Source organism: Arthrobacter zhaoguopingii, from assembly GCF_009828605.1.
In the GTDB taxonomy this organism is placed as follows: domain Bacteria; phylum Actinomycetota; class Actinomycetes; order Actinomycetales; family Micrococcaceae; genus Arthrobacter_D; species Arthrobacter_D zhaoguopingii.
In genome coordinates this window covers 95,769-117,934 of sequence record NZ_WIAE01000007.1, presented here as the reverse complement: position 1 = coordinate 117,934, position 22,166 = coordinate 95,769, and the positions used below count along the sequence as shown (strand labels likewise).

18 protein-coding genes and 1 tRNA gene are annotated in these 22,166 nt (G+C 68.6%); 13 read left to right on the top strand and 6 right to left on the bottom strand.

What is annotated here, in order from left to right; translation table 11 throughout:
* Window positions 1-63: 63 nt before the first annotated feature.
* The gene (locus GVV77_RS11320) at window positions 64-789 is read left to right on the top strand and encodes an SDR family oxidoreductase (RefSeq protein ID WP_159618398.1); all 726 of its coding nucleotides are present in this window, start codon (window positions 64-66) and stop codon (window positions 787-789) included.
* Here GVV77_RS11320 and GVV77_RS11315 read toward each other — a convergent pair.
* Complete coding sequence (locus GVV77_RS11315; RefSeq protein ID WP_159618396.1) at window positions 755-1,912, bottom strand: glycosyltransferase family 9 protein; 1,158 nt, start codon at window positions 1,910-1,912, stop codon at window positions 755-757. The two genes, GVV77_RS11320 and GVV77_RS11315, sit on opposite strands and share 35 nt — an antisense overlap.
* A gap of 230 nt (window positions 1,913-2,142) precedes the next feature.
* Here GVV77_RS11315 and GVV77_RS11310 point away from each other — a divergent pair, with 230 nt between their 5' ends.
* From GVV77_RS11310 to GVV77_RS11295, 4 genes are all read left to right on the top strand, one after another.
* Window positions 2,143-3,546, top strand: a complete 1,404-nt coding sequence (locus GVV77_RS11310) for an aldehyde dehydrogenase family protein (RefSeq protein WP_159618394.1) — start codon at window positions 2,143-2,145, stop codon at window positions 3,544-3,546.
* Window positions 3,546-5,042 (top strand): D-glycero-beta-D-manno-heptose 1-phosphate adenylyltransferase, encoded by a 1,497-nt coding sequence (gene rfaE2, locus GVV77_RS11305; RefSeq protein ID WP_159618392.1) that lies wholly within the window; start codon window positions 3,546-3,548, stop codon window positions 5,040-5,042. Before GVV77_RS11310 ends, rfaE2 begins: the two co-directional genes overlap by 1 nt.
* Window positions 5,043-5,176: 134 nt before the next feature.
* Complete coding sequence (locus GVV77_RS11300) at window positions 5,177-5,368, top strand: DUF2795 domain-containing protein (protein WP_159618390.1); 192 nt, start codon at window positions 5,177-5,179, stop codon at window positions 5,366-5,368.
* Window positions 5,369-5,500: 132 nt separating this feature from the next.
* On the top strand, window positions 5,501-7,117 hold the full coding sequence (locus tag GVV77_RS11295) for an MFS transporter (RefSeq protein ID WP_159618388.1): 1,617 nt from the start codon (window positions 5,501-5,503) through the stop codon (window positions 7,115-7,117).
* A 10-nt stretch (window positions 7,118-7,127) separates the two neighbouring features.
* Here the strand turns inward: GVV77_RS11295 and GVV77_RS11290 are convergent, their stop codons facing one another.
* The 3 genes from GVV77_RS11290 to GVV77_RS11280 form a co-directional block, all read right to left on the bottom strand.
* Window positions 7,128-7,364 (bottom strand): hypothetical protein, encoded by a 237-nt coding sequence (locus tag GVV77_RS11290; RefSeq protein ID WP_159618386.1) that lies wholly within the window; start codon window positions 7,362-7,364, stop codon window positions 7,128-7,130.
* A gap of 351 nt (window positions 7,365-7,715) precedes the next feature.
* A tRNA-Lys gene (locus GVV77_RS11285) sits at window positions 7,716-7,788 on the bottom strand.
* A 100-nt stretch (window positions 7,789-7,888) separates the two neighbouring features.
* Window positions 7,889-9,559, bottom strand: coding sequence for a sensor histidine kinase (locus GVV77_RS11280; protein WP_159618384.1), 1,671 nt, complete (start codon window positions 9,557-9,559; stop codon window positions 7,889-7,891).
* Between the two features lie 167 nt (window positions 9,560-9,726).
* Here GVV77_RS11280 and GVV77_RS11275 point away from each other — a divergent pair, with 167 nt between their 5' ends.
* Window positions 9,727-10,692 (top strand): 2-hydroxyacid dehydrogenase, encoded by a 966-nt coding sequence (locus tag GVV77_RS11275; protein WP_159618382.1) that lies wholly within the window; start codon window positions 9,727-9,729, stop codon window positions 10,690-10,692.
* A gap of 3 nt (window positions 10,693-10,695) precedes the next feature.
* On the opposite strand, the gene GVV77_RS11270 is transcribed toward GVV77_RS11275, so the two are convergent.
* Entirely contained in the window at window positions 10,696-11,172 is a 477-nt protein-coding gene (locus GVV77_RS11270) for a hypothetical protein (protein ID WP_159618380.1), read from the bottom strand.
* A gap of 201 nt (window positions 11,173-11,373) precedes the next feature.
* On the opposite strand from GVV77_RS11270, the gene ilvD reads away from it, so the two are divergent.
* The 7 genes from ilvD (at window position 11,374) to metG (ending at window position 21,576) form a co-directional block, all read left to right on the top strand.
* On the top strand, window positions 11,374-13,074 hold the full coding sequence (gene ilvD / locus GVV77_RS11265; RefSeq protein WP_159618378.1) for a dihydroxy-acid dehydratase: 1,701 nt from the start codon (window positions 11,374-11,376) through the stop codon (window positions 13,072-13,074).
* A gap of 654 nt (window positions 13,075-13,728) precedes the next feature.
* Window positions 13,729-15,609 (top strand): acetolactate synthase large subunit, encoded by a 1,881-nt coding sequence (locus GVV77_RS11260; protein WP_159618376.1) that lies wholly within the window; start codon window positions 13,729-13,731, stop codon window positions 15,607-15,609.
* Between the two features lie 2 nt (window positions 15,610-15,611).
* Window positions 15,612-16,124 carry an acetolactate synthase small subunit gene (gene ilvN, locus GVV77_RS11255; RefSeq protein ID WP_159618374.1) on the top strand — a complete coding sequence of 171 codons (513 nt, stop codon included), beginning with the start codon at window positions 15,612-15,614 and terminating at the stop codon, window positions 16,122-16,124.
* Window positions 16,125-16,185: 61 nt separating this feature from the next.
* Window positions 16,186-17,211 carry a ketol-acid reductoisomerase gene (gene ilvC, locus GVV77_RS11250; RefSeq protein WP_120165273.1) on the top strand — a complete coding sequence of 342 codons (1,026 nt, stop codon included), beginning with the start codon at window positions 16,186-16,188 and terminating at the stop codon, window positions 17,209-17,211.
* A gap of 160 nt (window positions 17,212-17,371) precedes the next feature.
* On the top strand, window positions 17,372-18,961 hold the full coding sequence (gene serA / locus GVV77_RS11245; protein ID WP_159618372.1) for a phosphoglycerate dehydrogenase: 1,590 nt from the start codon (window positions 17,372-17,374) through the stop codon (window positions 18,959-18,961).
* A gap of 52 nt (window positions 18,962-19,013) precedes the next feature.
* Window positions 19,014-19,937: an acetamidase/formamidase family protein gene (locus GVV77_RS11240; protein WP_159618370.1), complete on the top strand. Its 924-nt coding sequence runs from the start codon at window positions 19,014-19,016 to the stop codon at window positions 19,935-19,937.
* Window positions 19,938-20,004: 67 nt separating this feature from the next.
* Complete coding sequence (gene metG / locus GVV77_RS11235) at window positions 20,005-21,576, top strand: methionine--tRNA ligase (RefSeq protein WP_159618368.1); 1,572 nt, start codon at window positions 20,005-20,007, stop codon at window positions 21,574-21,576.
* Between the two features lie 18 nt (window positions 21,577-21,594).
* Here metG and GVV77_RS11230 read toward each other — a convergent pair whose 3' ends face one another.
* Entirely contained in the window at window positions 21,595-22,131 is a 537-nt protein-coding gene (locus tag GVV77_RS11230; RefSeq protein WP_159618366.1) for a hypothetical protein, read from the bottom strand.
* Window positions 22,132-22,166 lie beyond the last annotated feature (35 nt).

The window sequence follows — 22,166 nt, the reverse complement described above, 5'->3', positions numbered from 1 at the left end:
CTCTCTTGACGGCCCGGTCGATCCGTCGGGCCGGGTACCTGAAGCAGCAAACGAAAGGAAGAAATGACACCTCCAGCAACTGGCCACCAGTCCCCGGCCGCGTCCAACCCCGGGCGGGTGCTCGTCACCGGGGGAGGCTCCGGCCTCGGCGCCGCCGTCGTGGAGGCCGTCCTGGCCGCCGGCGGCACCCCGGTCGTCCTTGACCTCGACGTCAGCCGGGTCTCCGGGGTCAAGGCCTTCGAGGTCGACGTAGCCGACCGGAGCGCGGTCGAGGCCGCCGTCCGGGAGGCGGGCGAGACGCTCGGCGGGCTCGACGCCGTGGTGACCGCCGCCGGCATCGACCGCTGCGGAAAGCTCGAAGACGTCCCGGCCGAGCAGTGGGAGAAGGTCCTGGGCGTCAACCTGCTCGGCACCGTCTCCACCGTCCGGGCCGCCCTGCCCTACCTCCTGCCCGTCCACGGACGGGTGGTAACGATCGCCTCCACCCTCGGCATCCGGGCGGTGGCCGACGCCACCGCCTACTGCGCCTCGAAGTTCGGCGTCGTCGGCTTCTCCCACGCCCTCGCAGCCGAAACCTCCGGCCGGATCGGGGTCACCACCATCATCCCGGGGGGCATGAAGACCCGGTTCTTCGACGACCGCGACGAACGATACAAGCCGCAGGACGACTCACGGCTCAACGACCCCGAGCGGGTGGCCGCCGCCATCCTGTTCGCCCTGTCGCAGCCGACGGGCTGCGAGGTGCGCCAGATGCTCATCTGCCACGAAGAGGAAGGTTCGTGGCCATGAGTTCGCGTACGTCCGAGTAGACGGCGTCGGGCTGGACGGACCCGACCAGCGAGTCGTCGTGCTCGCACCGTTCGGCCGTCCAGCCCACCTGGGTCACGTCCACCCCGCAGGTGGGGCAGGCGATGACCCAGGCGAGGTGGACCCGGTGCAGTGCGCGGCCGATGGCGCCGGCGCTAATGACGTTGCCGATCCAGTAGACCCCGACGGTCGGGGTGCCCACGGCCTGCGCCAGGTGGCGTGGTCCGCTGTCGTTGCCGACGACTACGGTGCTTGCGGCGAGCACGCCGGCCAGCTGGCCCAGGTCAAGGTCTCCGGCAAGTGAGGTGATAGAGGCGTCGGGCGCCTGCCGGCGTGCGCGCCGAAGGATCTCCTGCGCGGCCGGGATGTCTCCCTCGTCGCCCACGACGAGGACCCGGGCGCCGTCCGCGGCCGCCAGGGCGGCCACCGCCGCGAAGGATTCCGCCGGCCAGCGCCGGCGCGGATCCGTCGCGCCCGGATGGAGGGTCACCAGCGGGCCGTCGCCGGGCACGAGCCGGGCGGCGTCGTCGAGTTCGCCGGCCCGTACCGCGATCCGCGGTTCGAGGATCCGCGGTTCGGCCCCCGCGAGGCCGGCAACCTCAAGGGCACGGAAGACTTCGTGCTGGTAGTAGATGTAGGGAATCGTGCGTTCCAGTGCCGCAGCGTCGGGGGTCCGGGTGCCGATGGTGTGACGGGCGCCGAGGCGGAGCAGGAACGGATTGGAGTTGCGCCCGCCGCCGTGGATCTGGACGGCCAGGTCGAAGTTCAGCGCAGCCATCCGGTGGAAGAACTCCTCCACCGCCAGCGGGTCGGCCAACCCCTCGCGGATACCCGGCGCCACCGGAAGGATCTCGACGTCGGACACCGGGCCGGGGCGGTCCCGGAGCAGCGCGGCGGCGAGCGGGGTGCCCAGCAGGGTGATGCGTGCCTGGGGGTACCGGGCCTTGAGGGCGTCGATGGCGGGCACGGCGAACATCAGGTCCCCGAGGCCTCCGCCGCGCAGTACCGCAATGCGCTGGACATCCTCGAAGGCCGGACCCACCGGCCCGACTCCCCGGGCGGTTGCTGCAGTGCTTTCGGCCACCGCCGGCAGGGCGTGGTTCATGATCCCTCCTGATTCACCTCCGGGCCGCATCCCGGGTCCATTCCGGCGTTGACGCACCGTCTCCGCTGGCCGTGCTGAGGAAACCATAGGTTCCGGCAGGGACGCAGGACAATTTCTAAATCCCCACGCCGGGGCTGTGTAAATTCATGGACGCCGGGGTATTGGTCTAGCTACCCGCCGGAATATCTGAGCCGCCGCGGGCCGATCCGGAGAACCTGCCAAGGAGCGCGATGTCCACCAACTCCCACGTCGATTCGCCCGCGGCGGCCGACGCAATCACCGTGCTGGATCCCCGGGACGGGACGCTTGTCGGAACCCTCGAATCCTCGACCCCGGAGCAGGTGGAGATTGCCCTGTCCCTCGCCCGCACCGTCCACCCCGAGTGGGCCGCCACCGACCCGGCGGCCCGCGGCCGCCACCTGCGCTCGGCGGCCGATGCCCTGCGGGCCGCGGCGCGGGAGCTCGCGGAGCTGAACGCCCGCGAGACGGGACGCCCGGTGGAGGAGGCACTGGCCGGGGTACACGCGGGGGTGTCGGCCCTTGAGCAGTACGCGGAGCTGGGGCCGGTGCACCGTGGTCACGCCCTGCGCGGAGCGGTGCTCGCGGCGGACTACACAGTGGCCGGGCCCCGTGGAGTCGCCGTCCTGCTGACCCCCTGGAACGACCCGGTGGCCGTCGCTGTGGGGTTGATCGCGGCGGCGCTGGTGACGGGCAACACCGTGGTGCACAAGCCCAGTGAGCGCTGCCCCCACCTCGGCGTTCGGCTCGGGGAGGTCCTCTCGCAGGCCTTCCCCTACGGGGTGCTCATCACCCTCACCGGCGGAGCCGAGGTCGGCGCCATCCTGACCCGGCAGAGCGGGGTCGATGTCTTCGCCCATGTCGGCTCAAGCGCCACGGGAGAGCGCATCGCCCGGGCCGCTGCGCTTACCGGTTCGCATGTGCTGCGGGAGAACGGCGGCAATGATCCGCTCGTCATCGACGACGACGTGGACCCGGTGTGGGCCGCGGAACAGGCCGCGGTCGGCGCGTTCAGCAACAGCGGGCAGATCTGCACGGCCGTTGAGCGGATCTACGTGCACCGCGGGATTTTCGGGCGCTTCGCCGAGGCGCTCGTCGAGCAGGCCCGGCGCCGCAACGACGGCGGAGCGTTCGCGCCCCTTGTTGACACTCGGCTGCGCGAGGAGGTCCACGCCCAGGTTTCCGAGGCGATCACCTTCGGCGCGGTGCGGGCCATTGGGGGGAGGATCCCGGAGGGCCCGGGCGCCCACTACCCGGCCACGGTGCTCCTGGGCTGCACCGAGGTGATGCGGGTGATGACCGAGGAGACCTTCGGCCCGGTGGCCCCGGTGAGCGTCGTCGAGAGCTTCGAAGAGGGCCTGGCCCGCGCGGCGTCCGGCCGGTACGGCCTGGCCGCGACCGTGCTGACCGGCAGCATCGCCAACGCCCAGCGCGCCGTCGCCACCCTTCCCGTGGGCACCGTGAAGGTGAACGCCGTCTTCGGCGGTGCCCCCGGTGGCTCGGCCCAGCCGCGGGGGATCAGCGGCGAGGGGTTCGGCTACGGGCCCGAACTGCTCGACGAGTTCACCCTGGTCAAGGTGGTGCACATCAGTTCCCCTCCGGTGGGAAAACCCTGATGGGCGGCCTCGAGGAGGTCCGCGGCCTGGCCGGCTGGGTTCCGCTGAGCATCGCCGGGATATCGCCGGTCATCACGGTGGTGGGTGATGTGATGCTCGACGGCTGGTTCAGCGGCACCATCGAGCGGCTCTGCCGGGAGGCTCCGGCCCCGGTGGTGGAGCTCGACCGCCGGGACTACGCACCGGGCGGCGCGGCCAACACCGCGATGAACCTCGCCGCCCTCGGCGCCCGGGTGCGCCTGTGCGGGCTCACGGGCGCCGATGACGCCGGCGCCCGGTTGCGCGGACTGCTCGCCGCGGCGGGTGTGGACGTCACCCACCTCGTCGAGGATCCGGCCATCACCACCACCACCAAGTACCGCATCCTCGGCGGCGACCAGGTGCTGCTGCGCCTCGATGAGACCCCACGAAGGGTGCCGGCCGGTGCCGCTGCGCGGGTGGCCGCCGAGGCCGCGGCTGCGGTCGACGGCAGCGACGCCGTCATCGTGTGCGACTACGGCTCCGGCGTCCTCGACGGTCAGGTCCGCGACGCGCTCGCGGCCGCTCCAGGGGACCGGCTGACCCTCGTCGACGCCCACGACCCGGCCGCGTGGGCCGCACTGCGCCCCGACCTGGTCACGCCCAACGCCCGCGAGGCGGCAGGACTGCTCGGGGAGCGGCTCGACCCGCGGGGGGACCGGGCCCGCGCGGTGCGCGAGCGCACCGCCGACCTGCTCGAGGCCAGTGGAGCGGCCGCCGTCGTCGTCACCCTCGACCGGGACGGCACGGTCCTGCTGACCGCCGACGGGGAGTTCCACCGCACCTGGGCGAGGCCCGCCACCGAGAAGCAGGCCTCCGGCGCGGGGGACACCTTCGTGGCCTGCCTGGCCGCCGCCCGCGCCGCCGGGTTGCCGCTGACGACAAGCCTCGACCTCGCCCAGGCAGGCGCCGACATCGTGGTGCACCGCGCCGGCACCTCGGTCTGTTCGGCCGCCGACCTCGCCCAGCACCTGGGCAGCTTCGCGGGGACGGCGCTCGAACCGGACGAGCTGCTGCAGGCCATCCGGCGGGAGCGGGCGGAGGGACGGAGGATCGTGCTCACCAACGGCTGTTTCGACGTGCTCCACCGCGGCCACACCGCCTACCTCAACCAGGCCAAGCAGCTCGGTGACGTGCTTGTCGTCGCCGTCAACGACGACGACGGCGTGCGGCGGCTCAAGGGCCCCGACCGCCCCATCAACCCGGTCGCCGACCGGGCCGGTGTGCTGGCCGCCCTGAGCTGCGTCGACTACGTCACGGTGTTCAGCACCGACACCCCGGTGCCCCTGATCGAGGCCCTCCGCCCGGACATCTACGCCAAGGGCGGCGACTACTCCGAACAGATGCTCGCCGAGACACCGGCCGTGGAGGCCTGCGGCGGGTCGGTGCGGATCCTCGACTACGTTCCCGAACGGTCCACCTCGGCGGTGGTGCGGAAGATCCGGGGGCCGGGCCCGGTGGTGGAGGGCGCGTCGTGACCCGGCGCTGGTCGGAGGACCGGGGCGTGCCGGCCGGGGCCGCCGACCCGACGACGGTCACCTCCCGTGCCACAGACGCTGCCGGGGCGATCCTCGGCCAGTGAATCGGTCCATCAACAGAAGGGATGCACGCAATGGCCAATCCAAGCCCGATCGATATCCAGAAGGCGCTCGGGGGGATCGACTACCCCGTATCCAAGGACGACCTGGTGAAGCACGCGGAGGGCTCAGGCGCCGGTGACGAGGTGATGCAGACCCTGCGGGGGCTGCCCGACCGGGAGTATGACTCACCGACGGACGTCAACAAGGAGGCCTCCAGCTCCTGAGCGCCCGCCGGTGCCCGGGAGCCGCCGCGTCATGCTGGCCGGTTCCCGGGCACCTTCCTTGTTTGGCTTTCCGGTGGATGGGACACTGACTCTTGGCAGCCGACGGGAGGCCTGCCGGGAAGCAGAGAATTCATGAACGAGGTTGTACGGTTTGGGTCGGCGTCAGGCCGCTGGCTGTTGCTGGCCTCCATTCTGGGGTCGGCAATCGCGGGAATCGACGCCACGGTCGTCAATGTGGCGCTTCCCGCGATCGGCGAGGAATTCGATGCCCCCTTCGAGGTCCTGCAGTGGACGATCACGGCCTACACGCTGACCCTGGCCGCCTTCATCCTGCTGGGCGGATCGCTTGGCGACCGGTACGGCCGCAAGCGCGTGTTCGTCATCGGCGTCGTATGGTTCGCCGTGGCCTCGCTGCTGTGCGGGCTGGCCCCCAATGCCGGCACCCTGATCGCCGCGCGTGCCCTGCAGGGCATCGGAGGGGCCCTGCTGACGCCGGGCAGCCTGGCCATGATCCAGGCATCATTCGTGTGGGAGGACCGCGCGCGGGCCATCGGCGCGTGGTCGGGACTCGGAGGTGTGGCGACGGCTATCGGGCCCTTCCTGGGCGGCTGGCTCGTCGAGAGCGTCTCCTGGCGGTGGATCTTCCTCATCAACGTGCCGATCGCCGTCGTCGTCGTCATCATCTCGCACCGCCACGTCCCGGAAACCCGCAATCCCTCCGCCACCGGCACCCCCGACTACCTCGGCGGCCTGCTGGGGGCGGGGGCGCTGGGCGGCTGGACCTACGCGCTGATCGACATCCCCACCGCCGGGCCTCTGGCCGCGCCGGTGGTCACCGCGGCCGCCTTTGGCACGGTGTGCACCATCGCCTTTTTCATCACGGAAAGCAGGCTGGCGCGGCCCATGCTGCCGCTGGGCATTTTCGCGGTGCGCCAGTTCAGTGCCACCAACGCCGTCACCTTCCTGATCTATGGTGCCTTCGGGGGCATCTTCTTCCTGCTCGTCGTCCACCTGCAGGTCGTCGCCGGGTTCTCTCCGCTTGCCGCGGGAATCGCCCTGCTGCCGGTCACCGTGCTGATGCTCCTGCTGTCCTCCCGGGCCGGTGCGCTGAGCGTGCGTATCGGGCCGCGGGTGCCCATGGCGGTGGGCCCGGCCATCTGCGCAATAGCGGCGCTGATGATGCTGGGCATCGGCGAGGGGGCGTCCTACTGGATCGATGTCCTTCCCTCGGTTGTCGTCCTTGGGCTCGGGCTTTCCCTGCTGGTCGCGCCGCTGACCTCCACGGCGCTGTCCTCGGTCCCCGACGCGCAGGCCGGCCTCGCCTCCGGGGTCAACAACGCGGTCGCCCGCGCCGCGGGCCTTCTCGCCATCGCGGTGCTTCCGGCCCTCGCCGGACTGTCCGGGGACGCCTACACGGATCCGCCGGTCTTCGCCGAAGGGTTCCGGTTCGCGGCGATGGTGTGCGCCGGGGTCCTTGCCGCCGCAGCGGTCCTGGCCGCAGTGACGATCCGCAACCCCGCACTGCCCGAAGGGGCGGATCGCCCGGCGGCACCGACGACAAAGACGCCGAAGCCCGCAGACGCCGGCGCCACCGGCGTTGAGACCGCCGACACCGCCCGCGCTGCCGGTGCATGGACTACCGGGTCGGCTGTGACCGGGGCCGCGACCCTGCGCCACTGCGCGGTGGACGGCCCGCCGGTGGCTATGTCCGCGGCGGTCCAGGAGTCACGCCACTCCGCCGACGACTAGCGCTGCCGGGCTACCGGTCCGGCTGCTGCGGGCGCTGGCGCCTCATCCAGACGGTCACGACGTACAGGATGATGCAGGCGACGATGATGCGGCCGAGGTTGGGCCCGGAAAGGGCCGTGTCGATGACGATGACGGCCAAAATGATGCTGCCGATCACGATCCGTGCAGTGGAGCGTCCGCCGGAACGAGGCAGCTGCGGCCAGGGATGGAAGTCGAACCGCTGCGGGTCATCGGCGTTGCATTTCACGCGGAGCTCCTGAAGGCCGGAAGGAGTCGATTGCGGCCCCACGGGTTGGGCTGTGGCGACGTACTTACCTTACAACGAACGGAACCCGGCAGCTGGCGAGAGCTTGCCGGGTTCCTCGAAGCCCGCTGGGAGCTTCTGTCTTAAGCATAGACGCAGCCCGGGCCAGCCCGTGACCACCGGCGTGGGGTCCACGGGCCGGGCCCGGGTATGGATTGGGTATGGGCCGATCCAACCAGGGATTTCCATAACCCCTCACAGCCGGCCCGACGTCGCCCAGCAGGCCTGGCCTGAGGCAAAAGAAAAGCGGCCCCTACCCGACATAATGTCGGGCAGGAGCCGCTTTTTTCCCTGTGCACCCCCCGGGACTTGAACCCGGAACCCATTGATTAAGAGTCAATTGCTCTGCCAATTGAGCTAGAGGTGCGTGGCGTCGAGACGGTCTTTTTTGCGAGTCCGTGTCATCCGCAACAGCATGAAACTCTACCAGCACTCCTGCGGAATCGAAAAATCGAGGGACCGGCCGCTCAGCTTACGCTCAGGGCCGGCTGCCTCAGGGGCAGGTAAAAGGTCATGGACGTGCCCTCGCCGAGCCGGCTCCGGCACTCGATCCCGCCGTCGTGCTGGTCGATGATCTCCTTCACGATGGCCAGGCCCAGCCCCACGCCCGGGATCGCCGCACGCACCGCCTCCGGGCTGCGGAAGAACCGGGTGAACACGTTGCGGCAGTCGGCCTCGCTCATTCCCATCCCGGTGTCCGCCACGGTGCACAGCAGCCGGCCGTCCTCGGACCGGGCGTGAACCGTGACGGTGCCGCCGCGCGGCGAATACTTGATTGCGTTGGAGATGAGGTTATCGAGCACCTGCCCGATCTTCCCCGGGTCGCACACCACCCGCAGGCCGTCCGCCAGATCGGTGTCGAGCACGACCCCCGCCTCGATGGCGCGGGGCGTGGCCGAGGCGATGGCCTGGGAGACCACCTGGACGTAGTCGATGGGGGAGGGGTCCAGCGCCGTCGGGCCGTCGGCGGTCCCCAGCAGGTCGTTGACCAGTCCGAGCAGGCGCTGTGCATTGCGGGAGACGACGTCGAGGCCGGCCACCATCGGTGCAGGTGCGCCGTCGACGCCGGAGAGCATCTCCACGTAGCCCACGATCGAGGTCAGCGGGGTGCGCAGTTCGTGGGTGATGTTGGAGATGAAGGTTTGTTTCGCGTTCAGCGCCGACATCAGTTCGGTCACGTCGCTGAAGGTGACAACCGTGCCGTCATGGCGCCCGTCGTCGGACTTCATCCGGGCCGCCGACGCCGAAAGGGTCTTCTGCTCCGGGCCGGCGCCGATCCGCACCACTTCCTTCGAAAAGATTTCGCCGCCGACCGCCCGGTACAGCGGACGCCGTTCCGGCGGCAGGACGGTGGTTCCGTCTTCCTCAAACATGGGGGCGGCGGCCTCGCCGTGGACGGCGCCGCCCGGTGCCGCGGTGGAGGGCATGAGCCGCCGCTGCTTCTGGTTGGCGAGAATCTCCTTGCCTGAGGAGTCGACGGCGAGCACCCCGACATCGACGGCGTTCACCACGGTGTGGAGCAGCCGTTCGCGCAGGGCGCTGGCCTGAAGGAGCGAGCGGAGTTCGGCGTCCTTGCTCTGAAGGATCCTCCGCTGGCTCCTAAAGCCCCCGGTGATGGCGCTGATGGTGATTCCGATGGCCAGCATCATGATGGGCAGGAGCATGGGCCGGGCCAGTTCCTCGGCGGTGACGGGCCCCCGAAGGAACTGCGGCAGCCACACCACGGCCAGGGAGGCGAGCACCCCGGTGAGAATCGCGGCGCGGGGGTGGATCCCCGATGCGGTCAGCCAGATGACCGGGAAGACGGCGAGGAAGCCGAGGGCCGTGAATTCGGTGCCGGCTCCTTCGCGCATCAGGGCGATCGGAACGAATTCGAGGACCGGTATCGCGAGCGTCGCGGCCAGGGGGAGCCGGTGCCAGGGGACTGCGGCGCAGAGTACGAGCAGCAGCAGGTGCATCAGCATGCACAGCTGCAGCAGGGTCCCTGCAAGGAGAGCCGGCGCGAAGATGGCCACCACGGCCAGGAGGATCAGGGCCGTCGCGGTCAGGGGCACCTGGCTGAGCAGCATCCGACGGCGCGGAGAGAGCCGCTCGAAGTGCTCCGGGTTGAACGTAAGGTACGACAGGGCTCGATCCAAGCTGCGGCTCCGGAGGTGGCTGAACGGTGGTGATTGAACTGTGGTGGGCAGGCGGCAGCTCATTCGCAGGCGGCGCCGGTCCTTGTATGATCACACACGCCCCCGCAGCGGCGGCGCCGCCGCACCGGCGGTGCGCTCCGGCCCGCGGCGGCCGTTAGGCTGGCCCGATGGAGACCAGCGGCAGTCCCGGCCAGGCGATTCGAACCCTCACCGTCCCCTCGGAGGAGCTGCGGGAGGCCCTCGCCCCCGCCGCCGGCGCCATCCGGCTGGCGGTCTGGGACTTCGACAGCGCCCCGGCGGGAATTGACCCGGCGGAGGTTGACGCCGTTGTCCTTCCCTATACCGGCAGCCCAGACCTGCGCTCCGCCCTGCCCGCGGCGCCGGGCCTGAAGCTCGTTCAAACCCAGACCACCGGCTACGACGGGGTGACCGACCTCGTCGGGCCCGGCGTCGGCATCGCCACCGCCTCGGGAGTCCATGCCGCCGCGACCGCCGAGCTCGCCGTCGGCCTGGCCCTGGCCTCGCTGCGCGGCATCGACGACGCCGTCCGCAATCAGCGCGAGGGCCTGTGGCGGCCGCGGCGGTACCCGGGACTCGCCGACCGGCGCGTGCTCCTGGTCGGCGTGGGCGGCATCGGCCGGGAGATTCAACGCCGGCTCGACGCCTTCGACGTCCTTCTCACCCGGGTCGGCAGTTCCGCCCGCGACGACGAGTCCGGGCACGTCCACGCGGCCTCGGAGCTCGTGGCACTGGCGCCCACCCACGACGTGGTCATCGTCATCACGCCGCTGACGGAGGCGACCCAGGGGTTGATCGGGGCCGAGGTGCTCGCCGCCCTTCCGGACGGCGCCCTGGTGGTCAATGTCGCCCGCGGCCCCGTCGTTGACACCGAAGCGCTGACGCGGGAGGTGGTGGCGCGCAGGCTCCGCGCCGCCCTGGACGTCGTGGATCCCGAACCGCTGCCGGCGGAACACCCGCTGTGGCGGGCCCCCGGTGCGCTGATCACCCCGCACGTCGGAGGCAATTCCGGGGCGTTTTGGCCCCGCATCGTCCGGCTCCTGGAGCGCCAGCTCCACCTGCTGGGCAGCGGGGCCGCCCCCGAGAATCTGGTTCAGCGCGGTCCGTGGGCGTAGGGGCTAGGCGAGCCCGATGAAGGCCTCCATGAAGGCGTCGAAATCGATCCGGTCGACGTCCTGCTCGAGGACGATGCCGTTGCCCGGACCGACATCGAGTACGGGTTGGTCCTCCACGGCGAACCGGAAGACCTTCCCCGTGCTGGTGCCGACCTCGTAGGTGTTGTCGTCCCACATGGTCGCATGCGCCAGGTTCGTCATATTTATTTCCACCGGGGACCCTGCGCCACTGAGGTCCGCGACCCGGACAGGCGCAATCATCAGTTCGGCCGGCTTCCAGCGGTAGCCGAGCACGTAGGACGTCCTGTCCGGCGCGGGAGGCTCCCACTGCTCCGGTTCTTCGGGTTCCTCCGGTGCGGCAAAGACGAGGTTGTAGGCGCCGTAGTTCGGGATCTGCGAGTCGAAGATCCGGCGGAGGGCGTTCTTCAGCCCCTGGCCGCCGGAAAGATGCTCTGGAGACGATGCAGGCTCGGACGTCATGTTCCGCCAAGGAGTTAGGGTGCCGGCTGGTGGGTCGGCCGCGGCATCGAACCCCCACGGCCCGCGGGCGCTCGCCCACTGCGGCCGATTGTACCGGAGGGACCCTTCCAACTGGAGGTTGGGCAGGTTCGAACCGCCGGGCGGTAACAGCCCGGAAATAGAAAACAGAAAGCCGCGACGGTTACCCATAGACTTTCAGGCATGACCGTGACTACCCCTGACATCAAGCCAAGAAGCCGTGCGGTAACCGATGGAATCGAGCGGGCGCCGGCGCGCGGAATGCTGCGGGCCGTCGGCATGGGCGACGACGACTTCGTCAAGCCCCAGATCGGCGTTGCCAGTTCCTGGAACGAGATCACCCCCTGCAACCTCTCACTCAACCGGCTCGCCCAGGGAGCCAAGGAGGGCGTGCACGCAGGTGGCGGGTTCCCTATGCAGTTCGGCACCATCTCCGTCTCCGACGGCATCTCCATGGGCCACGAGGGCATGCACTTCTCCCTCGTCTCGCGTGAGGTCATCGCCGACTCGGTCGAGACGGTCATGGAAGCCGAGCGCATCGACGGCTCGGTCCTCCTCGCCGGCTGCGACAAGTCCCTGCCCGGGATGCTCATGGCTGCGGCCCGCCTCGACCTGGCCAGCGTGTTCCTGTACGCCGGGACGATCATGCCCGGCTGGGTCAAGCTCGAGGACGGCACCGAGAAGGAAGTCACCCTGATCGACGCGTTCGAAGCCGTCGGCGCCTGCGCCGCCGGGAAGATGTCGGTGGGGGACCTCACCCGCATCGAGAAGGCGATCTGCCCCGGTGAGGGTGCCTGCGGCGGCATGTACACCGCGAACACCATGGCCTGCATCGGCGAGGCTCTCGGCATGTCCCTGCCCGGCTCCGCCGCCCCGCCCTCGGCGGACCGCCGCCGCGACCACTTCGCCCGCCAGTCCGGCGAGGCCGTCGTGAACCTGCTGCGTCTCGGCATCACCGCCCGGGACATCATGACCCGCAAGGCCTTCGAGAACGCCATCGCCGTCACCATGGCCTTCGGCGGCTCAACCAACGCCGTCCTGCACCTCCTCGCCATTGCCCGCGAGGCCGAGGTCGACCTCACCCTCGACGACTTCAACCGCATCGGCGACCGGATTCCCCACCTGGGCGACCTCAAGCCCTTCGGCCGGTACGTCATGACCGACGTCGACCGGGTCGGTGGCGTTCCCGTGATCATGCGTGCACTGCTCGACGCCGGGCTCATCCACGGCGACGCACTGACCGTCACCGGCAAGACCGTTGCCGAGAACCTCGCGGAGATCAACCCGCCGGACCTCGACGGCAAGATCCTCCGGGCCATGGACAACCCCGTCCACAAGACCGGCGGCATCAGCATCCTCAAGGGATCCCTCGCCCCCGAAGGCGCCGTGGTGAAGACCGCAGGGTTCGACGCCTCCATCTTCGAGGGAACTGCCCGCGTATTCGAACGCGAGCAGGGGGCCCTCGCCGCCCTCGCCGAAGGCACCATCAAGGCCGGCGACGTCGTCGTCATCCGCTACGAGGGACCCAAGGGCGGCCCTGGCATGCGCGAGATGCTAGCCATCACCGGGGCGATCAAGGGCGCAGGGCTCGGCAAGGATGTCCTCCTGGTCACCGACGGGCGCTTCTCCGGCGGCACCACCGGCCTGTGCATCGGGCACGTGGCCCCCGAAGCCGTGGACGGTGGACCGATTGCATTCATCCGCGACGGCGACCGCATCCGCGTCGACATCCCCAACAAGAGCTTCGACCTGCTCGTTGACGAGGCCGAGCTGGAAGCCCGCAAGGTCGGCTGGGAGCCGCTGCCTGCCCGTTACACCAAGGGCGTCCTGGCCAAGTACGCGAAGCTCGTGCACTCGGCCTCCGAGGGGGCTTACTGCGGGTGAAACCTTCCCCTAAGCCCGCGCGCTAAGCGCGCGGGCTTAGGGGCCCCTCGGTTTCTACCCTTATTGTGGGTGGCCGGCCTCCTGCCTTCCTCACCAGCCACGCGCTGAAGCGCATGGCACCTTGGGGCCCTCGGTTCATCGCCTTATTGTGGGTAGTTGGCTCGGTGCCTCTGTCGCCGCCGCGCGCTAAGCGCGCGGGCTTAGGGGCCCCTCGGTTTCTACCCTTATTGTGGGTGGCCGGCCTCCTGCCTTCCTCACCAGCCACGCGCTGAAGCGCATGGCACCGTGGGGCCCTCGGTTCATCGCCTTATTGCGCGGGCTGGGTTTGTGCCTCTGTCGCCAGCTATGCACCCCGGGCGCACGGCTTTCCGAATCAGTTAGTGTCCACTAACTGGACGCTTTGTCCAGCATGTGAGACACGGGGGAGTGCTGTTGACACTGCACAACCCGTACGAGGACACTTCAAATATGCAGTCAGTGAACGTAATCGTCGTCCTTACCAAGCGCGTGGCCTAAAGCCCGACCGGTAGACCCTACGTCACGCGCAACCCCTCACCAGCCCACCAGGCGGAGGGGTTTTTTGTTTCCACAGGACAAATCGCGCACCAACTGTCCAGCACGTCAATGCAGTACACGTTCCGAAGGAAGTTTCAGATGTCCAAGGGATCGCCCATCAGCCCGGCGCTGATGGCAGCAAGGCCGGCCGCTCCTGCAGCCCCGGGCAGGGACACCGCCCAGCCGGTGCAGGTAAGCGCAGTCCGGGGGCCCAACAACGTTGTGCCCCCCACCGAAATGCTTGGCTCCTCGGCGATCGTCCGGTCCCTTGAAGAGCTCGGCGTCGACGACATCTTCGGACTTCCCGGCGGAGCCATTCTGCCGACCTACGACCCGCTGATGGCCTCCACGAAGCTCCGACATATCCTCGTCCGGCATGAGCAGGGCGCTGGGCACGCCGCCCAGGGCTATGCCATGGTCACCGGCCGCCCGGGAGTCTGCATCGCCACCTCGGGTCCCGGCGCAACGAACCTCGTCACCGCCATCGCGGACGCGCACATGGATTCGGTGCCCCTCGTCGCCATCACCGGTCAGGTCGCGAGCGCCGTCATCGGCTCGGACGCCTTCCAGGAGGCGGACATCGTCGGCATCACCATGCCGATCACCAAACACTCGTACCTGGTCACCAACGCCAACGACATTCCCCGCGTGCTCGCCGAGGCCTTCCACATCGCCTCGACCGGCCGCCCTGGACCAGTGCTCGTCGATATCGCCAAGGATGCCCAGCAGGGCAAGATGACCTTCTCCTGGCCGCCGAAGATCGACATCCCCGGCTACCGCACCGTGGTGCGCGGTCACTCCAAGCAGGTCCGCGAGGCCGCCCGCCTGATCGCCGGTTCCACCCGCCCGGTCTTCTACGTCGGTGGCGGAGTCATCAAGGCCCACGCCGCCGCGGAGCTGAAGGAGCTGGCCGAACTGGTCGGCGCGCCGGTCGTCACCACGCTCATGGCCCGCGGTGTGTTCCCGGATTCCCATCCCCAGCACGTCGGGATGCCAGGCATGCACGGCTCCGTCTCGGCCGTCACCGCACTGCAGCAGTCCGACCTGCTGATCACCCTGGGCGCGCGCTTCGATGACCGGGTCACCGGAGTGCTCTCCAGCTTCGCGCCGGGCGCCAAGGTCATCCACGCGGACATCGACCCCGCGGAAATCTCCAAGAACCGCACCGCCGACGTGCCCATCGTGGGATCGGTCAAGGAGATCATTCCCGAACTTGTCTCCGCCGTCCGCGAGCAGTTTGACGGCGGGGCAGCCCCGGACACCTCGGCCTGGTGGAACACCATCAACCGGCTCCGCGAGACGTACCCCATCGGCTTCACCCAGCCCGACGACGGACTCTCGGCGCCCCAGCAGGTGATCAAGCGAATCGGTGAGCTCACCGGCCCCGAGGGGGTCTATGTTGCGGGCGTTGGCCAGCACCAGATGTGGGCCGCCCAGTTCATCCAGTACGAACGCCCGCACGCCTGGCTGAACTCGGGCGGGCTCGGCACCATGGGCTACTCGGTTCCGGCCGCAATGGGGGCCAAGGTCGGCAACCCCGACCGGGTGGTCTGGGCCATCGACGGCGACGGCTGCTTCCAGATGACCAACCAGGAACTCGCGACCTGCGTCATCAACAACATCCCGATCAAGGTCGCCGTCATCAACAACTCATCGCTCGGCATGGTCCGGCAGTGGCAGACCCTGTTCTACGAGGGCCGGTACTCCAACACCGACCTGAACACCGGGCACGACACCGTCCGCGTCCCGGACTTCGTCAAGCTCGCCGACGCCTACGGGTGCGCCGGCCTCCGCTGCGAGCGTGACGAGGACATCGACGCCACCATCCAGCAGGCCCTCGCAATCAACGACCGGCCCGTCGTCGTCGACTTCGTCGTAAGCCGCGATTCGATGGTGTGGCCGATGGTGCCCTCCGGAGTGAGCAACGACCTCATCCAGATCGCCCGCAACATGACCCCCGTCTGGGAGCAGGAGGACTAGCCGTGACCCGTCACACGCTCTCAGTACTCGTCGAGGACGTCCCCGGCGTCCTGACCCGCGTCGCGAGCCTTTTCGCCCGCCGCGCCTTCAACATCAACTCCCTCGCGGTCGGCCCCACCGAGATTCCCGGTATGTCCAGGATGACCGTCGTGGTCGAGGCGGAAGGTGACCTGCTCGAGCAGGTCACCAAACAGTTGAACAAGCTCATCAATGTCATCAAGATTGTCGAGCTCACCTCCGAACAGTCGGTGCAGCGCGACCACATCCTGGTCAAGGTGCGCGCCGATGCCTCAACCAGGCTGCAGGTCACCCAGGCCGCCGACCTGTTCCGGGCCTCCGTCGTCGACGTCTCCACCGACTCGTTGATCATCGAGGCCACCGGCACCCCCGAAAAGCTCAGCGCCCTCCTGTCGGTGCTCGAGCCGTTCGGGGTGCGGGAGATCGTCCAGTCCGGCACCCTCGCGATCAGCCGCGGGGCGAAGTCGATGAGCGACCGGGCGCTCCGCAGCGCCTGAGTCCGCACCGCCCTTTTCACCCACCAAGTTTTCCAGGTAATCCACTAGAGGAGATATCCACGTGACCGAGTTGTTCTACGACGACGATGCCGACCTTTCCATCATCCAGGGCCGCACCGTGGCCGTCATTGGCTACGGCAGCCAGGGCCACGCCCACGCGCTCAGCCTGCGCGACTCCGGCGTCGACGTGCGCGTCGGGCTGAAGGAAGGATCGAAGTCACGTGCCAAGGCCGAGGCGGAGGGCCTCCGGGTCCTCTCCGTCGCCGAGGCCACCGCCGAGGCCGACCTCATCATGATCCTCACCCCGGACCAGGTACAGCGCCACGTGTACGCGGAGGACATCGCGCCGAACCTTCAGGCCGGCGACGCCCTGTTCTTCGGCCACGGCTTCAACATCCGCTACGGCTACATCCAGCCGCCGGCCGACGTGGACGTCGCCCTCGTCGCCCCGAAGGGCCCCGGGCACATCGTGCGCCGCGAGTTCGAGGCCGGGCGCGGGGTCCCCGACCTGATCGCCGTCGAGCAGGATCCCTCGGGCAAGGCCCGTGAGCTCGCGCTGTCCTACGCCAAGGCCATCGGCGGTACGCGGGCCGGCGTCATCGAGACCACCTTCACCGAGGAGACCGAGACCGACCTCTTCGGCGAGCAGGCGGTGCTCTGCGGCGGCGCGTCGCAGCTGATCATGTACGGCTTCGAGACCCTCACCGAGGCCGGGTACAAGCCCGAGGTCGCCTACTTCGAGGTGCTCCACGAACTAAAGCTCATCGTCGACCTGATGGTCGAGGGCGGCATCGCCAAGCAGCGCTGGAGCGTTTCCGACACCGCCGAGTACGGTGACTACGTCTCGGGCCCGCGCGTCATCGATCCGTCGGTGAAGGAAAACATGAAGGCGGTGCTTGCCGACATCCAGAGCGGTGCCTTCGCCAAGCGGTTCATCGATGACCAGGACGCCGGAGCCCCCGAGTTCGCCGCCCTGCGCAAGAAGGGCGAGGACCACCCGATCGAGAAGACCGGACGGGAACTGAGGAAGCTGTTCTCCTGGATCCAGACCAACGACGACTACACCGAAGGTTCGGTCGCCCGCTAGGCGCCGGGGCAGCCCCAGGCTGCCCGCCCCCGCTGGGGAACAATCAGGACACGAAGGCCGGGCTCACTGCTGAGTAACATAGCGGGCCCGGCCTTTCCTGCACCCTAAGCTGGCCGTACAATCCACCCGCCCCGCATTGCAGCAGTGAAGGAAAATCCCTGTGGAAAAACCCGTAGTTCTCCTTGCCGAAGAACTCTCGCCCGCCACCGTCGAGGCCCTCGGCCCGGACTTCGAGATCCGGAGCACTGACGGCGCCGACCGCACCCAGCTTCTCGCAGCCCTGGGCGACGTCGACGCCGTCCTGGTCCGCTCGGCCACCCAGATGGACGCCGAAGCCATCGCGGCCGCGCCGAAGCTCAAGGTGATCGCAAGGGCCGGGGTTGGCCTGGACAACGTGGACATCAAGGCGGCCACGCACGCCGGGGTCATGGTGGTGAATGCTCCGACTTCGAACATCATCTCGGCCGCGGAGCTGACCGTGGGGCACATCCTCAGCCTCGCCCGGAACATTCCGCAGGCCAGTGCGGCGCTGAAGGCGGGGGAGTGGAAGCGCTCCCGGTACTCCGGCATCGAGCTGTACGAGAAGAAGATCGGCATCATCGGCCTGGGCCGGATCGGGGCCCTCGTCGCCGCGCGCCTGCAGGGGTTCGGGACCGAGATCCTCGCCTACGACCCCTACGTGACCTCCGCGCGGGCCGCCCAGTTGAACGTTCAGCTCGTGACCCTCGATGAGCTCCTCACCGAGGCCGACTTCGTCACCATCCACATGCCCAAGACGCCCGAGACAGTCGGCATGCTCGGCGAGGAGGCGTTCGCGAAGATGAAGAACAGCGCGTACGTCGTCAATGTGGCACGGGGCGGTCTGATCGACGAACCGGCGCTCCATGCGGCGCTGGAGCGCGGCGAGATCGCCGGCGCCGCCGTCGACGTGTTCGTCACGGAGCCGAGCACCGACCTTCCCTTCTTCAAGCTCGACAGTGTGGTCGTCACGCCGCACCTTGGCGCCTCAACGGCCGAGGCCCAGGAAAAAGCAGGTGTCTCCGTTGCGAAGTCGGTCCGGCTCGCCCTCGCCGGGGAGCTTGTGCCCGATGCCGTCAACGTCGCCGGCGGCATCATCGACCCGGCCGTCCGCCCCGGCATCCCACTCATGGAGAAGCTCGGCCGGATCTTCACGGCACTGACCCATGACTCGCTCACCCAGATCGAGGTCGAGGTCGCCGGCGAAATCGCCTCATTGGATGTGAAGGCCCTTGAACTTGCCGCGCTTAAGGGTGTGTTCACCGACATCGTCTCGGATCAGGTGTCGTACGTGAACGCCCCGGTGCTCGCGGAGCAGCGGGGAATCGCCACCCGGCTGACGACGACGTCGGAATCGGAGGAATACCGCAATGTCCTGCGGATCCGCGGCGCGCTCTCGGACGGATCCCAGATCTCGGTCGCCGGAACCCTCACCGGCCCCAAGCAGATCGAGAAGCTCGTCGGCGTCAACGGGTACGACCTCGAGATTCCGATCAGCGAGCATCTCCTGGTGCTGCTGTACACCGACCGTCCGGGCGTGATCGGCGCCCTCGGCCGGCTGCTTGGTGAGGAGGACATCAACATCGCGGGCATGCAGGTGGCACGGAACAAGGAGGGCGGCCAGGCGCTGTCCCTGCTGACCCTGGACAGCGCGGTTCCCCAGAACGTGCTGGACGCCGTCAAGGCCGAGATCGGCGCAACGGTGGCGCGCGAGGTCGACCTGCAGTCCTAGCAGTACACCCAGCCCTGCACGCCCGACCTTCAGCCGTTTCGAAAGGAAGCCGATGACGGTCCACACCCTTCCCGCCGGACGCGGCACGGTCCTGCAGTCGTTCAACCGGTCGGGTCCTCCCGTGCTGGAGGTCGACCCGGGCGACACGGTCGTGGTGTCCTCCCTCGACGCTGCGGGCCACCTGGAGGCCCCGACGTCGCCGGGGGAGGCGAAACCGCTGATGTTCCCCGACCGCCTGGGCCACTGCCTGACCGGCCCCATCGCGGTCCGGGGAGCGGTGCCGGGTGACGTGCTTGCGGTGTCCTTCACCGCCCTGACACCGGGGGACTGGGGATGGACGATCGCCGGCCACCGTCGGGACGCCCTCGCCCGTGCGCTCGGGATGGACGAGGCCGAGCCCCAGTGGCTCCTGTGGGACCTTGATCCCGAACAGGGCACGGGAGTGAATCAGCTGGGGCATGCGGTTGGGCTGAGCCCGTTCCTCGGCGTCGTCGGCATGCCACCCAACGAGCCGGGGGACTTCCCGACAGTCCCGCCACGGGCCGCCGGCGGCGGCAATATCGACTGCCGCGAGCTCACCGCCGGGTCGGTCCTCTACCTGCCGGTGACCGTTCCCGGAGCGATGCTCTGCGTGGGAGACGGGCACGCCCGCCAGGGGGACGGGGAAGTGGGCGGTACGGCGATCGAGTGCCCCATGACCTCGGAACTGGTGCTGGACCTGGCGGAGGATCCGGCGCTGCAGTCGATCCATGCGGTCACGCCCACCGCCCGGATCACCTTCGGTTTCGACTCCGACCTGAACGCGGCCAGCGCCGAAGCACTGAGCGCGATGCTGACGTGGATGGAGTCCCTGTACGGGCTGGATCGGACGAAGGCCCTGGCGCTGGCGAGCACCGTGGTTGACCTGCGCGTCACGCAGATCGCCAACGAGGTGTGGGGCGTCCATGCCGTGCTCGGCCGGGACGCGGTGCGGTGAGCCGCCCCACCCGCGGCACACCCGGAACGGAATCGGGTTTCGACGGCGGACAGGGTAATTTCGTAGAGTGACTTCTCCCGGTTCAAACACTCCGTTCTACATCACCACGGCGATCTCCTACCCCAACGGCGTCCCGCACATCGGCCACGCCTACGAGACGATCGCTACCGACGCCATGGCCCGGTTCAAGCGGCTTGACGGCTATGACGTCCGCTTCCTCACCGGCACCGACGAGCACGGGCTGAAGATGCAGCAGACGGCGGACAAGGAAGGCATTCCGGTCCGGGAATTGGCAACGCGAAACGCGAAGGCCTTCCGGGCGATGAACGACTCCCTCGGGATCTCCTACACCCGTTTCATCCGCACCACCGACGAGGACCACTATGCGGCCGCCTCGGAGATCTGGCGCCGGATGGAAGCGAACGGGGACATCTACCTGGATAAGTATGCGGGCTGGTACTCCGTCCGGGACGAAGCCTTCTGGCCGGAGGACGAGACCGAACTGCGCGAGGACGGCATCCGCTACGCCACGGAGACCGACACCGAGGTCACGTGGACCGAGGAGGAAAGCTACTTCTTCCGGCTGGGCTCCTACCAGCAGCGGCTCCTCGACTTCTACGAGAAGAACCCCGAGTTCGGCGCGCCGCAGTCCCGCTTCAATGAGGTCATCAGCTTCGTTCGCGGCGGCCTGCAGGACCTCTCCATCAGCCGCACCACCTTCGAGTGGGGAGTGCCGGTGCCGGGAAATGAGAAGCACGTCATGTACGTCTGGGTGGACGCCCTCACCAACTACCTGACCGGTGCAGGGTTCCCGGATACGGAGTCGGAGTCGTTCCGGAAGTACTGGCCCGCCGACGTACATGTCATCGGCAAGGACATCTCGCGCTTCCATGCCGTGTACTGGCCGGCGTTCCTCATGTCCGCCGGCCTTGAACTGCCCAAGCGCGTCATGATTCACGGCCACCTCCACAACAAGGGGGTCAAGATGTCCAAGTCGCTGGGCAACACCGTGGCGCCTCAGGACTGGGTGGAGCAATACGGCCTGGACCAGGTCCGTTTCTTCCTCCTGCGCGAGGTTCCCTTCGGCGCGGACGGCTCCTACAGCCATGAGGCGGTGGTGGGCCGGATGAATTCGGACCTGGCGAACAACTTCGGCAACCTCGCGCAGCGCTCCCTGTCGATGGTTGCCAAAAACTGTGCCGGACTCGTGCCGTCGCCGGGTCCCTTCACCGAGGCCGACACCGCGCTGCTCGCCGACGCCGGGGCGCTCCTGGAAACGTGCCGGTCGGCCTTCGAGAAGCAGGAGTTTTCCCGCGCGCTGGAGGCGATGTGGACCGTACTGGGAGACACCAACGCCTACTTCGCCGAGCAGCAGCCGTGGGTGCTCCGCAAGACCGACCCAGAACGCATGAACACCGTTCTCTACGTGACCCTGGAAGTGCTGCGAATCGTCGCAGTGCTTTCCCAGCCGGTGATGCCGACGAGCGCCGCCCGGCTCCTCACGGTGCTGGGACAGGGCACCTCTGACGCCGACCCGCTGCGGGCCTTCGCGGCACTCGCGACGGCGCTGCTGCCGGGCACTGAACTTCCTGCCCCAGCGCCAATCTTCCCGAAGTACGAGGAGCCGAGCGAGGGGTAGCAGCCGGGCCGCAATGCCTTAGTTCGAGAAGAACCGCTCGACGGCCGTCTCCCGCATGATCCGGGCGACCGTTTGCTGCTGTTCCCGGGCGGCCTTCAGGAGCCGTTCAAGTTCAGTGGGATCGAGCGCCGGTTCGCGCCTGCCGGCGGGCGTGCCAGCCACAAAGAGCAGCGTGTCCCAGAGCGCTTCCTTCCCGCGCAGGAGGGACTGGAGAGCTTCGAACTCCAGCTGGGCTCCTTCGCCGGATCTCCGCCGCAGGAGGTTGATCGGGTTCACCGACGAAATCAGGGAGCCGGTGTGGGCTGCCGCCATCTTCAGTCTGCCGGGGCGGTGTCCCAGTGCGTGGATGAGCCGTACGAGCGTGTCCCGTTCTCCGGAGATGCCGCGCGCCATTTCGGCGAGCTCGGCACCGCTTGCCGTGCCGTCCCAGGAACGGCTGGCCGCTTCGAAGAGGCGGACTCCGTTCGTGGCACCCAGCAGATGGGTGTCGAGGTAAGCGAACAGAGTTCCCTTATCGAGGCGTGTCCGGTCAGGCGCCTGCTCGTAATCGTTCATATACCCATCCTCATCGATCTTTGGCAGGGTGCAAA